Consider the following 13847-nt stretch of genomic DNA (forward strand, 5'->3'; position numbering starts at 1 on the left):
GGTTACTTGATTTCGAAGTATTCCTTGTAGCGGTCGTAGAGGTGCCCGGCCTGCAGGTAGGCCGACTGCGGCGACATGAAGTGCGAGAACTCGAAGGTGATCGCCTTGTCGTAGCCGGCGCGCTGCGCCGCCTCGAGCTTCATCCGCAGTTTGTCGAACTTGATCGGCAGGAACTTGATCGGCATGTCGCGGTCGAACGACTCGGCGTTGGTCCAGCACTGCATGCCGTATTTGTCGGCGAGCCGCTTGTTGACGGCGAAGAACGTGTCCAGTTCGTCGTAGTCGATATGCCCGTCCTGAAAAGCCACGGCGTCGACGGCCCCGGCGATGCCGGCGAATATCTCGTCCCACTCCTTCTCGTGCTGTTCGACCGAAACGGCATCCTCCCGGGTGAGCTTGCCGCCCGAGGCCATGACGGCCTTCTTGCCGTCGATCCACGGGGAGATGAAGACCGGCAGGCCGCCCGAAACACGCTTGCATTGCAGGCCCATTTCACGGAAGGCGTGGATGGCGCCCTTCGTCGCGCGGGAGATCTCGCCGCTCAGGTACCAGCCGCCGAAACTGCTGTATTTCTCGCCGTACATCTTCCACACCTCGTCGATGACGTGGCGGTTGGCCTCGATCTCCGAGGTCATGTCGCCCGTGTCCCAGTACTCGCCCGAGTCGTAGAGCCCGAAGTAGAACTTCATGCCGTATTTCTCGGCCAGCCGCAGGTACATGTCCACCAGATCGACCGAAGGCATGTAGCAGCCCCGCGAAAGGAGGTACTCGGAGGGATAGGTGATGAATTTGCGGTAGCCGCAGCGAATCAGGATGACGGTGTTGATGCCGATGGCCTTCATGTAGCGGAAATCCCGGTCCCACTCCTTTTCGCCCCAGTTCTGGTGGGGGATGTCGTGGGAAATCTCGTCGAGGAAGGTGCCGGTGATCGGAAGGGCGTTCTTCGTGGGGACGATCAGCCGGGACGACGGGTCGGCCGGGCGGTTGCGTCCGCATGCCGTGAACAGCAGCGCTGCCAGAAGCAGGAGGGTAATTCGTTTCATTCAGGTCGGTTAATGGTTTAACGGATGGGGACAAAAATAATAAAAAATATTATTTAAAATAGGATTGATGGTAATTATTTTTAATAGTTTGCATCTTTTTGTTCTTATTATGTTTGCTAAACTTCTGGCCACTGGCTTTTTTGTTTCCTGAAAATGGAGCCGTAAATGCGCTTTTTCCGGGCATTTGGGAAAATATTTTAACGCATGAGCTGTTCGATACTGATAAATTTTAATTATATTTACACAAAATATTGTGTCATGAAACAGTCTTTTCTCAAACTTGCAACCGAAGGCAACAAGAATGCGATACTCAAACAGCACATTATCAGGCATTTCATATTTGAAGGCGATTCGAGCATCGCCGATCTGAGCAAGGCTGTCAATCTGAGCGTTCCGACGGTCACCAAGCTGCTCGGCGAGCTGATCGAAGAGGAGTTCGTCCACAATTTCGGCGAGCAGCAGACCGCCGGGGGCCGGAAGCCGAACATCTACGGGCTGAATCCCTACACGGGGCTGATCATCGGCGCCGACATCAAGAAGGATTCCGTGATCATGGGCGCCATGAATTTCAAGGGCAACCTGATTCACCGGGAGGTGGTCGATTTCAACCTCGAGGGCCCGCAGGCGCTCGACGAGCTTTGCAACGTCATCCTCGGTTTCATCAAGCGCCACAAGATCGACCCGACGAAGATACTCGCCGTGGGCGTGAACATCTCCGGGCGGGTCAACTCCCGGACGGGGTACAGTTACAGCTACTTTTTCGTGGAGGAGCAGCCGCTGTCGGTGCTCCTCGAGGAGCGGCTGGGTTATACGGTCTTCATCGAGAACGACACCCGCGCCGCGGCTTACGGCGAATACATGAACAACGAAAGCTACGCCCAGCAGACACTGCTTTACATCAACGCCAGTTGGGGGCTCGGCATCGGGATCATCATCGACGGCAAGCTCTTCTACGGCCATTCGGGTTTTTCGGGAGAGTACGGCCATTTCCCGTTCAACGACGAGGAGATCATCTGCCGCTGCGGAAAGCGGGGATGTCTGGAGACGGTCGCGTCGGGTTCGGCGCTCTACCGCATGTTCCTCGAGAAACTCGAGGCAGGGAGCGTCTCGGTGCTGTCGGACAAGTTCAAGAGCGGTGCAAAGATCACGATGGACGACATTCTGGCGGCGATCGCCAACGAGGATGTCCTCGCCATCGAGATCCTCGAGACCGTCGGCCACAACTTGGGCAAAGCCATCGCCGGGCTGATCAATATCTTCAATCCCGAGCTGATCGTTATCGGCGGATCGCTCTCCACGGCCAAGGAGTACATCATGCTTCCCGTGCGGAACGCCGTCAACAAATACTCGCTGATGCTGGTGAACAAAGACACCCGCATCTGTCTCTCGGAGTTGGGAGAAAATGCGGGTGTCACGGGTGCCTGCCTGCTGGCACGCAACAAACTTATCGGACTGTAACCTTCAGGTCGGAGATCCGGCCGTCGAAATTCCCGACCTCTTCCAGCGGGAAGACCAGCGTTTGTACATAGCTCATGATCATCGCCGGGCGGGTCACCGACACGCGGTAGGGGTAGACGATGTCGAGCGTCCGGGTCAGCTCTCCGTCGACGTAGAGCCGCGTGGACTTGTTGTCGCCCTCGACGGCGATGCGCACCGGTTTGCCGACGGGCGGGGCGTAGCCGAGCGAATAGGTGTATCCGTCGCGGGAGAACCCGAGCCGGCCGTCGAGCGGGTTGTTGATGTAGAAGGTCGAGTATGGGCCTTTGAATAGCACCGTGCCGCCGGGGTTCTGACCTGCGGTCAGCGTGAATTCCACGCGGTAGTTCCAGCCGACCTGTTTCAGGGGCAGCCGCTCGCCGTTCGAAATCTCCTTTTTAGACAGCAATACCCCTTTCTCCGGGTGCAGCGAGAGGATGTCCACGCCGGGTGCTTCGCTGATCTGCGGACGCAGGGCCGTGAATTCGTCGTAGCTCAGCGAGGTCCGCGCTCCGTTCCACATCTTGACCGACAGCGGCGCGACGGCGTCCAGAATGCGGTGGTGTACGTCCTGAACGCTGATGCCGTTGCCGGCGTGGTCGTTCCACAGCGCGAACAGCCCGCCTTTGAGCCGCGGGTCCGCCGGGTCGAACGTCTGGTTGCCGACGTTGGCCGGGGTCCATGTATCGTAGAGCATTTTGGTGTCGAGGTAGTCGTGGTAGTAACCTGCGGCGGGGACGATATAGACTTCGCCGTCGGGGACGCTCAGGATGTCGTATCCCAGCGCGTACATCTCTTTCGGGTCGGCGTAGCCGTTGTACCAGCAGTTCATCAGGATGCCGTCCGACTTGACCGGGGTCACGCCCTTGGCGTGGGTCAGCGCGCCCCAGAGCATCGGCTCCTTGCCGAACGACTCGACGTAGCGGAGGTAGCGGTCGGTGAATGCGCGGAACTGCTCGACCACCAGCGAATCCTTGTTGCTGTATTCGTCGGTGCCGATGTGGACCTTTTTGCCGACGAACACCGGATCGTCGCCCGAGAGGTATTCGCGCCAGAGGGCGTCGAGGAACTCGTAGCCTTCGGGATTGAAGAGGTCCATGTGGTCCTTGCCGTAGATGTCGCTTCCCAGCGAGGGCTTGTAGTGCGAGAAGGAGAGGGTGTGCGCCGGGGTGTCGATCTCGGGGATGATGGTGACGCCCTGCCGGAGCGCCTCTTTCTGGAATTCGCGGAAAGCCTCCTGTGTATAATAACCGTCCTTCGAAGCCAGTCCGGGGAAGGTCTTGCTCTCGATCCGGAAGCCCGACGGGGTCTTGGTCCAGTCGTTTTCGAAGAGCTCCTGCATGCCGTTGTCGTTGAGGTGGATCTGGAACGTGTTCATCTTGTAATAGGCGAGCACCCTGACGAGGTCTTCGAGGTAGGAGAGGTCGAAATATTTGCGGGCCACGTCGAGCATGAAGCCGCGCATGGGGAAAGCGGGGTAGTCGACGATCGATCCGCAGGGCAGGGCTGTCGACTGTTCGGCCATCTGGAGGAGCGTCTTCGTCGCCCAGATGACTCCCTGAGGCTCGTTGGCGCAGACTTTGACGTTCCTGCCGATCGAGACGGCATAGCCCTCGGCGTTGCCCGTGCCGCATTTGCCCGGGGTGACGGCCAGCGAGATGATGCCGGATTTCTGCCGGTTCCGCTTCGCCGGGACCACCTGCGGGGCGAAGCCCAGCAGCTCTTGGCATTCGGCGGCGAAACGTTCGGCGACGGATGCCGTGGCCTCGTCGTGGGTGACGACGGTGGCGGAGGAGAGCGTGAAATGGCCGTTGCCGCCCTCCCAGCCGACGAGCTCGGGGATGACGAACGGTTTGGGATTCCCGGCCGCAGCCGCCAGTGTGCAGAACAGCGCACAGAGGATTACAGCAAATTTTCTTTGCATAAGGTTTCGGTTTTGGGGGTTGGGTTTATTAAGGTTGTCTTGCGGTCGATCCGTTCGAGGGTCTGCCAGCATTGGTAGAGCCCGCGGGGGACGTGGAAACAGCCCTTCCATTTGCCGCCCTTGAGGTCGAGCAGCACCTCTCCCCGGCGGTTGAGGTAGCCGAACCATTCGGGGTATTCCGGGTCCTTGAAGTGTTCCCATGTGTAGGCGTGAACCCGTTCGAACCACTCCAGACACCGCCGGTCGCCGGTTAGTTCATAGCCCTTGAGCAGCGAGATGAGCGTCTCGATGTGGACCCACCACAGTTTTTGATCCCACTCCAGTTGGAGCGGCGGGCAGCCTTTGCGGTCCATGAAATAGAAGATGCCGCCGTAGGTCTTGTCCCAGCCGTATTCGACCATCCGCAGGGTGATGTTCTTGGCCTGTTCGATCAGTTCGGGGCGCTTGAGCCGCCGGCCGATGTCCATGACGAACCACATCGCTTCGATGGCGTGGCCGGGGTTGACCGAGCGTCCCTCGAACGTGTCCGAAAGTTGGTTGTCGGCGGTGAGGTTCTCGACCACGATGCCCAGTTCGGGACGGTAGAAGACCTCCATCACCTGATGCACGCACTCCTCCATGCGGGCGTGAAGAACCTCTTCGCCCAGCAGGTGCTCGATCTCCATGGCCAGATTGCAGAGAATCATCGGCAGCGCGAAGCCCTTGAGCGACCGGCTGCCGGGCGATGCCTTGCTCCATTTGCCCTTGGGATTGGAAGCCTTGGAGAGAATGATCTCGAAGGTCCGCCGGGCAATGTCGGCGTAGCGGGGATTCCCGGTCGCCTTGTTCAGTTGTCCGAAGGCCATGGTAGCGAAGGTATAGGAGAAGATGTTGTAGGGCTCCACCAGCGGTGCGCCCCGGCGGTCGAGGGCGAAATACCAGTTGAGGGCGCCGTCGTGACCGTGCTTCTCGAGGAATGCGGCGCCGTGGATGGCGGCGTCGAGCCACTCTTTGCGCGGCTCCACCTTATTATATAGCATCGAAAAGAGCCAGACCTCGCGTGCCTGAAGCCAGATGAATTTGTCGGTATCGTACACTTTTCCCTTGCGGCCGAGGCAGGTGAAGTAGCCTCCGCACTCCCGGTCGAGCGAGTGCTCCAGCCAAAAAGGTATCACATTTTCAAGCAGTTCCGCCTTGTAAAGCGCAGCCAGTGAGTTGAAATTCATGGTTAGTCGGTGTTAATTTTCAACAAAATAAGTAATAAAATTCAACATTATCAATTTTTAGAGTAAAAATAATTATTAAAATATTCTTTGTAGGTAAATTATTTTATTTATATTTGTGCAGGCAATAATTGTTTTGGGTATCATGAAATTGAACAGAACTATTTTTCTGACTGTCGCCGCCGCTATTATAATAGGTGTGTTCGCCGGATGCAGTTCCGACGACGACGGAGGCGTGCAAATTCCCCCCCCCCTCCACGGGCGGCGATCTTGTTGATGCTCCTTATGAGGACCCCGAGGGTCTGACCATTACCGAACGTTACGAAGGTTACCCGAAAGGAGTTTATGTCCGTTCGTTTGAGACGACCTTCCCCGAAAACCGCAAAGTCGTCGGCTACTATGCCGTGCTGGATTTCGTCGAAAATCCCGACCTGCTGTTCCTTCCCCGGTTCTCCACCGGGAAAAAACCTACCAAATATTTCAGTGATTTCTTGGCCGAAGGTACGGATCGACCGTTCCTGGCGGTCAACGGCGGATTCTTCGTCATGACGGCGAAGCCTCGCTCGTATTGCCTGCTGATCAGCAACGGCTGGTTGGAGTCGCGTCCCGATCCTTATGAATGGACCGGGCCTTCGTCGTCGCCTTATCAATTCTTTCCCGTGCGCGGTGCCATCGGCCGTATGGCCGACGGTAAGTTCGAGACGACGTGGGTTTACTGTGTCGAGGACGATGCGATGCGTCCTTATTCATTCCCTTCGCCGTTGGATAACGACGAGCGCACCGCGACTTTCATGCCCGCTGCACCGACCTCGAAAACGCCGGGTGCCAAGCTCTGGGAGCCGCAGCAGGCTATCGGCGCCGGGCCGATGCTCGTCATGGACAGCCTGAACGTGGCGGAAGATTCCTATTACCGGGAAGTGCTCCATTATATGGGACAGGGAATCAACGGCATGGGCCGTCGTCCCCGCACGGCGCTCGGGACGACCCGTTCCCGGCAGCGGCTTGTGCTCCTTGTTTGCAATGGCGATAAGGTGCAGGGGAGTGCGGGGGTTACCCTTCCCGAGATGGGCGACCTGTTGCTGCGGTTCGGCTGCGTGATGGCCGTGAACCTCGACGGCGGCGGCTCCTCGGCCTTTGTGGGGCGTGAAGGCACCGTGCTGAACGGGATATCGGCCGAGCGGACTATGCCTACGGCGGTGATTTGCGCCGAGAAAAAGTGATTTTAATTCTAAATTACGCAATAAACCTATGAAACTGAACAACCCTGCCGGCATTTCCGGACTGATGTGCAAACTGCTGTTGCTATTCGTGCTTTGCATCACAGCCTGCAAGGGTGAGGAGACAAAGGGCGTCACTCCCGAAGGACCCTCGACCGACGAGCCTGCTCCCTATGGAAAGGCCTACATTTCCGACTTGGCGCTGATCTACGGCGGCGGCCGTCACCGACAGGTCGTGTGGAACGAGGCGAGCTTCGAGCCGCATGTGGTCTACACCGACCGAAACGACAATAAGTACTGGCTGTTCGATTCGTTCCTGCTGATCGAATTCACGCTGGGAAAGGGCAACGACCAGACGAACCAGATTTTCGCCACGGGGTATTACGGGCTTCCGGCCCGGAAGAGCGAGTGGCAGGAGCTGCTGGACTACTATTTTACGAAGGACGTGAGCGTCGATGCGCTGGACAAGACCGTCGGCAGGCAGATCGAGAAGATCGGACGCCCGGCCTACAAGCGGCAGGTGGTGCTGACGCTTCCCGAGCCGATCGTGGGCGGTGCCGGTTCGAACTATCCGACCCTTGCGAAGGATTATTGGGGCGTGGTGGACGGCCGGAAATTGGACTTCACCAACTCGGCGGACCGGTTGGCGGCCTGCAAATGGTACATTGACAAAGCCTGCGAGATGTTCGATGCGGGCGGTTACGAGAACGTGGAACTGGCGGGCTTCTACTGGGTCGCCGAAGAGATGTACCACTCGTCGGGGATCATCGAGGGCGTGGCCGAATACCTGCATTCGAAGGGGCTGCGGTTCGAGTGGATCCCTTACTGGAAGGGCAAGAAGGATTGGCAGGGCAACGATCCCGACTACTACACATGGAAGGATTACGGGTTCGATCAGGCATACCTCCAGCCGAATTATTTCTTTCCGGAGGAGTCGAGTTCGAAGTTCGATCCCAACCGGCTTGCGGATGCCGTCGAGACCATCCGGAAATACGATCTGGGTTACGAGGTCGAATTCGACGAGAAGGCTATCGAGAGTCTGGGCGGAACCAAGCGTCTGCGGCTGTATGAATACATGAAGGCTTTCAAGGAGAGTGGTGTCTACGCGAAACAGTCGCTGGCCTACTACATGGGCGAGAACGCGTTCTGCCAGCTTTCCAAGGCTGCGCTGAATGTCGATCGCCAGACCTTTGACGACTTCTGCATGTTTGTTTTCGCACATCAGCAGGCTTACCTGAACGAACGGAAAAAAACGGAATAAGATGAAAAAGAACCTTTTGCTGAAAACCTTTGCGGCGCTGCTCCTGCTGCTGACGACGACCGCGGCCGCCGCTGCGGAGCCGCTGCTGGCGCTGGAGAAATACACGGTGCCCGTCGGGGTGCCGGGCGCGGCGGTGGGACGTTTCTCCACGGAGGAACCCGTCATGCTCGCCGGTGATCCCTCGGGACTCTTCGAGATCGTGGGCAACCAGTTGAAACTCTGCAAAAAAGCGGTCGTGACGGCTTCGTCGCCCATCCTGTTCGAGATCGACGTCACATGCGGCGATGCGCAGAAGCGGTTCACCATCGTCAAGGACGAGTTCATCCATAACAAAGTCATCGCTCACCGCGGCGCATGGAAACACTACGGCAACCATCAGAATTCGCGTCATGCACTGCGCAAGGCCATCGAGCTGGGTTGCGAGGGCTCGGAGTTCGATGTCTGGCTCACGAAGGACAAGTACATCGCCATCAACCACGATTACGAGTACGACGGTATGATCGTCGAATTGTCGAAACTCTCCGATATGCGCCGCGTGGTGCTGGAAAAGGGCGAGGTGATGGCGACGCTGGACGAGTATCTGAATATTATCCGCGAACAGAACCGGACGCGGCTGGTGCTCGAGCTGAAATCTATGCCGCACAACAAGATCGGCCTCGAACTGACCGATGCCGTTGTGGCAATGGTGCACGAAATGGGCGCGCAGGCGTGGGTCGACTATATCAGTTTCGACTACGAGGTGCTGAAGCGCGTACGGGCGCTCGATCCCACGGCGCATATCGCCTACTTGGGGGCCGTCGTGCCGATGGACCAGCAGAAAATCGAGGGGATGAGCGGCATCGACTACCATTTTTCGCAGTTCGACAAGATGCCGCGGCTCTACGACCGGGCGCGGATGCTGGGGCTGACGATCAACGTCTGGACGGTCGACGACCCGAAGATCATGGAGCGGCTGCTCGATATGAACGTTGATTTCATCACCACGGACGAGCCCGCAATGCTGCTGGAGATGATCGAAAAGAGAAACAAGCAATAAGCAACAAGTTACACAACAACCAAATAACCTTAAAGAAAATTGTATGAAACGATTGTTTTTAACACTTGCACTTGGTGCACTGGCAGTTTTCGGACTGAATTCGTGCTCGGACGACGATTCCGATAAAGGACCGGAAAAGCGTCCGTATTGTGAGATCGAGAAATTCTCGGTTTCCGTTCCCAACGTCGAGGCCAAGATCGACAAGGACAAGGCTCTCGTGGAGCTTTATGTGACTCCCGATGTGCTCGAGCTACTCTCCGACGTGAAGCCTACGGGCGAACTCTCGATCGGCGCTACGGTGGTTCCCACGTTCAGCGTGAGTCAGGATTTCACCAAGGAGGTGACCTATCTCGTTACGGCCGAGGACGGGAAGACGCAGAAGACTTGGACCGTGAAGCCCGTCGTCAGCAAGTATGTCGCCTCGGGTATCGGGTCGGTGAAGCGTTTCTGGGTAAAGACGGCCAAGGATCTCGGAATCGGTGTCGGTGAGCCTACGATCGCCGTATTCGGTGACAAGGTGATCATTTCCCGTCCGGGCAAGATCGTTGACGGCGAAACCGGTGAGCCTACTGGTGAGTTCCTGAATGTCGAAGGGATCGCTACGGAGGCTGCCGATGCTTGGCACTCGCCGTTTATCGTTGCCAACGACAGCAAGGGCAATCTGCTCGGCGCTACGCTGGGAACGTACATCAAACCTGTTCCGTGGCAGGTATTCCGCTGGAAGTCGTTGGAAGCTGCTCCCGAGAAGGTTCTCGAGCACAGTATGACGGATACCGAGGATTTCGGTCGTTCATTGGAGATTGTCGGCGACATCGATGGCAATGCTCTCCTTTTGGCCTATAATATAAATGAGGCCAATATCGGTAAGAAGGGTGGAGCCGTGGAGCCTGCCGCCGCTCCTGCCGCTCACTATTGCTGGAAAGTGACCAACGGTGTCCTTGCTCAGAAAGCTGAACTGGTTGCCGTGCCTGCCGGATATCGCTCGGGAGATGCGTTCCAGATGCTTTGGCCTGCGAGCGAGCTGGCAACCAAGCCGTTCTACTGGTGTGACAGAGGAAACGCTGCTGCTTCCCCCATTACCCGTATCGGTTATGTTGGCCTTGACGATCAGATCGTTTATATCAAAGGCGGTGTCGATCCGAACGATATCCCGGGCGGCACGGATAACAAGGACAATATGTTCAAGGAACATGGTTACGGCCGTAAGGTGTTGCAGATTAAACCTTTCACATTTAATGGTCTTAATTACTTGGCTGCGTGCACATACTTCAGCATGGAAACTCCGGACTATTCGGAGGACAAGATTTACCTCTATACGCAGTTGATTGAGGTTTCGGGTAAGGATTCCAAGGTCGTCTATCTTGGTAAGGACGTATTTGCGGGCAAGATGTCGGCGCTTGATCCGAATGGAACGGGCGGTATTGCGGTCAGCGTAGTTGCCGAAGGCAGCGGGGAGGATGAAGGCAAATTGAGTTGCCGTGTTTACAACCTCTTGTCTGGCGTCGGTATGGTTGCCTACGATATTACCAACGTTAAGTAGCAACCTCCTTTCGATTACCGGGGGAGCGGCCGCATAAGCGGGCCTCCTCCGGTTTTTTCAGTTAACCGCCGCTGTAAAACTGATATAAGATTTTCGTATGAAAAAATTAGCACTACTAATCCTGCTGTTGGTCGGTTGCGTGTCTTTGCAGGCGCAAACCGCGTCGAAACCGGCCTCCAATAAGCTGACCCTGACGGGTAAGGTCGTCTCCTCCGACGGAGAGCCCGTGATCGGTGCGACGATCATGGTCGAGGGATCGAAGCCGATGATTGCGACGGCTGCCGGCGTGGATGGCTCCTACTCCCTTACGCTGCCTTCCGGGTCGGTTTCGCTGACCGTCAGCTCTATCGGCTACAACAGCCGTACCGTGCCGGTGAACAACCGGACCAAGCTCGACATCACCCTCGAACCTGAGGATCAACAGATCGACGACGTGGTTGTGGTCGGTTATCAGGTCCAGAAGAAAGTGACCCTCACCGGCTCCGTCTCGGCGATCTCCGGAAAGGACATCGTCAAGCGTGACGCTCCCAACCTGTCGTCGGCTCTCCAAGGCCTGATGCCCGGTGTCAGCGTCGTGCAGGCTTCGGGACGTCCCGGTGCTGACGGCGGTGAGATTACCGTTCGCGGTATCGGTTCGATCAACTCGCGGACCAGTCCCCTCGTGCTGATTGACGGTGTAGAGGGCGATCTTAATAAGGTCGATATGAATAGCGTAGAAAGTGTTTCGGTCCTCAAGGACGCATCTGCGGCTATTTACGGTTCGCGTGCTTCCAATGGTGTTATCCTCGTCACTACCAAGCGCGGTACGAGCGAGGTGCCCCAGTTCTCCTACACGGGTTATTACGCCATCACTGCTCCTACTGAAATGCCGACGCCCGTTTCCGGTGCCGAGTACATGGAGTATATGAATGTCGCGGCCCTGACCCCCGGGCAGAGCACCCGTTTCGCCCCCGCCTACATCGCCGAGTACAAGCGTTACGGCGCCGACAACTGGACGACGTTCGATACCAACTGGAAGAAGGAGATGCTCAAGAGCAGTTCGTACATGCACCGCCACGCCCTGAGCGTTTCGGGAAAAGGTAATGTTTGTTCTTACTATGTCGATGGTTCGTACCAGTTTCAGGACGGACTGATCGACAACAACAACTTCTCCCGCAAGACTTTTCGGGTGAATACCGATATGAACCTCGCCAAGTGGGCCACTTTCAGTGTCGATTTCGACGCTTTCGGTACCAGTGAGACGGCTCCGTCGATCACCACGCCCGAGAAGCTTATCGGCGAGGCGCTGACCTACACCCCGACGCTCGCCGGTATCAACCGCGACGGTACCTGGGGCGAGGGTCTCAACGGCTATAACCCCATTGCCATTCTCCGCGATGGCGGCACACAGAAGAACGGCGTGACCGGGTTCGGGACCAAAGGTAATCTCGTGCTAAAACTGCCTTATGGTTTGGAGTTCAAGTCGCTGTTCAGCTATCGCTATCAGCACGACAACCAGAAGATTGTAACCAAGCCTTACGATACCTATACGCAGGGGATGCTGAAATATACCTATCCCGAGGCTACTCCCGACGGGAAGGTTTCGATGTACTGGAAAAAGAACCAGCAGATTCAGTTCAACGCCAGCCTTTCGTACAAGAAAACTTTCAAAAAGGATCACAACTTCAGTGCATTGGCCGGCGTACAGCTCGAGACCCTTACATCGCAGAGTCTTTCGGGCTCGCGCGAGGGGTTCTTTATTCCCGGATACGACGATATGGGCAACGGGTCGAAGACCCAGACCAGCGGGTCGGCGCTGGACGAATGGGCGATGCTCTCGTATTACGGTGTGCTTAATTACAATTACAAGGAGAAATATCTCATTGAACTCACCGGACGTCTCGACGGTTCGTCGCGCTTCATGCCTGATAACCGCTGGGGCTTCTTCCCCGGAGGTTCGGTGGCTTACCGTATTTCGCAGGAGCCGTTCTGGCAGCCGGTGGAGAAGTATGTCTCCTCGTTGAAGATTCGTGCCTCCTATGCGCATTTCGGTAACCAGTGGCTCAACGACTACTATCCGTTCACGAGCCAGATGACGACCAACCTCTGGAACGGTTATTTTTTCAACGGCGAGCAGTTGCTCGGCAGTATTCAGGCCAAGCTGTTCAATGCAGACATTTCGTGGGAAACTTCCAAGCAGGCCAACATCGGTCTGGATATGGGATTTTTGGACGACAAACTTTCACTGACGTTCGACTTTTTTAATCGTGATATTTCGGACCTGATTCAGATTCCCCCGATTCCGACCTTCGTCGTTTATGATGCTCCTTATTTCAATATCGGTAAGATGCGGGCACGCGGTTACGATATTTCGCTCACCTACCGTAACTCGTCGAAGAACGGTAACTGGCGCTACTCGTTTACGGCCAACTTCTCCGATGCCAAGAGTACGATCCTCGAAGTGGCGGATATTGCTTCAAGCGAGGATTTGAGCGCTTTGCGTCCGGGTGAGCTTCGCAATGCCATCCGCGGGTGGAAGACCGACGGTTTTTACCGGGATCAGGCCGACATCGACGCTTCGCCGGCGTTCAACAACGACAAGACGAACCTTAAACCCGGTGACGTAAAATATCATGATAAGGACGGCAACGGCTCGATCGACTACAACGACGTTTATGTGTTGGGCGACGCGAGTCCCCGCTATCTCTACAGTTTGACGGCTAACGTTTCGTGGAAGAATTTCGACCTCTCGGTCTTCATTCAGGGTGTCGGTGAGCGGATGAAGCGCTACAACGGCGCCGGTATCATCCCGTTCGACAACGGTCGTTCGATGTTCGAGAGCCAGACCGACTATTGGCGCGAGGATAACCTCAATGCCAAGTTCCCCCGGTTGTCGATCAACAACAAGAACAATTACTATCAGTCGGACGTTTGGGTGAAAAATGCCGGTTATGTGCGTCTGAAGAACGTTTCGCTGAGTTACCGCATTCCCAAGAAGATCATCTCGAAGATCCGTTTGCAGTCGGCACGCGTCTATGTCAGCGGGCAGAATCTCTTCACGCTCTCCGATGCGTTCGAAGGCTTCGATCCCGAGGCGAACAATGCTTATGGCTCCGAGTTCTATCCGATCATGCGTGTATTTACTGTCGGTCTTGATTTACGCTTCTGA

At 56.4% G+C, this 13847-nt stretch carries 9 protein-coding genes; 6 read left to right on the forward strand and 3 right to left on the reverse strand.

All coding sequences use genetic code 11. The features are described from left to right. Positions 1-2: 2 nt before the first annotated feature. A complete protein-coding gene (locus BN5935_RS07510; protein ID WP_064975562.1) occupies positions 3-1043 on the reverse strand; it encodes a DUF4434 domain-containing protein in 1041 nt (346 codons plus the stop codon). A gap of 258 nt (positions 1044-1301) precedes the next feature. On the opposite strand from BN5935_RS07510, the gene BN5935_RS07515 reads away from it, so the two are divergent. Next, positions 1302-2501, forward strand: coding sequence for an ROK family transcriptional regulator (locus BN5935_RS07515; RefSeq protein ID WP_064976879.1), 1200 nt, complete (start codon positions 1302-1304; stop codon positions 2499-2501). Here BN5935_RS07515 and BN5935_RS07520 read toward each other — a convergent pair. Both BN5935_RS07520 and BN5935_RS07525 read right to left on the reverse strand, forming a co-directional pair. Beyond that, a complete protein-coding gene (locus tag BN5935_RS07520; RefSeq protein WP_064975563.1) occupies positions 2488-4443 on the reverse strand; it encodes a beta-N-acetylhexosaminidase in 1956 nt (651 codons plus the stop codon). The genes BN5935_RS07515 and BN5935_RS07520 overlap by 14 nt on opposite strands. Then, positions 4422-5648 (reverse strand): n-acyl-d-glucosamine 2-epimerase, encoded by a 1227-nt coding sequence (locus BN5935_RS07525; protein WP_064975564.1) that lies wholly within the window; start codon positions 5646-5648, stop codon positions 4422-4424. The genes BN5935_RS07520 and BN5935_RS07525 overlap by 22 nt, the downstream gene beginning before the upstream one ends. A gap of 194 nt (positions 5649-5842) precedes the next feature. On the opposite strand from BN5935_RS07525, the gene BN5935_RS07530 reads away from it, so the two are divergent. The 5 genes from BN5935_RS07530 (at position 5843) to BN5935_RS07550 (ending at position 13847) form a co-directional block, all read left to right on the forward strand. Further along, entirely contained in the window at positions 5843-6865 is a 1023-nt protein-coding gene (locus BN5935_RS07530) for a phosphodiester glycosidase family protein (protein WP_064975565.1), read from the forward strand. A 28-nt stretch (positions 6866-6893) separates the two neighbouring features. Beyond that, complete coding sequence (locus BN5935_RS07535) at positions 6894-8123, forward strand: DUF4855 domain-containing protein (RefSeq protein WP_064975566.1); 1230 nt, start codon at positions 6894-6896, stop codon at positions 8121-8123. A 1-nt stretch (position 8124) separates the two neighbouring features. Next, positions 8125-9159, forward strand: coding sequence for a glycerophosphodiester phosphodiesterase (locus tag BN5935_RS07540; protein WP_064975567.1), 1035 nt, complete (start codon positions 8125-8127; stop codon positions 9157-9159). Positions 9160-9202: 43 nt separating this feature from the next. Beyond that, positions 9203-10699: a DUF5018 domain-containing protein gene (locus tag BN5935_RS07545; RefSeq protein WP_082944057.1), complete on the forward strand. Its 1497-nt coding sequence runs from the start codon at positions 9203-9205 to the stop codon at positions 10697-10699. Positions 10700-10796: 97 nt separating this feature from the next. Then, positions 10797-13847: a SusC/RagA family TonB-linked outer membrane protein gene (locus BN5935_RS07550; RefSeq protein ID WP_082944058.1), complete on the forward strand. Its 3051-nt coding sequence runs from the start codon at positions 10797-10799 to the stop codon at positions 13845-13847.

Origin of the sequence: Alistipes provencensis, assembly GCF_900083545.1 — a bacterium.
Taxonomy (GTDB): Bacteria; Bacteroidota; Bacteroidia; order Bacteroidales; family Rikenellaceae; genus Alistipes; species Alistipes provencensis.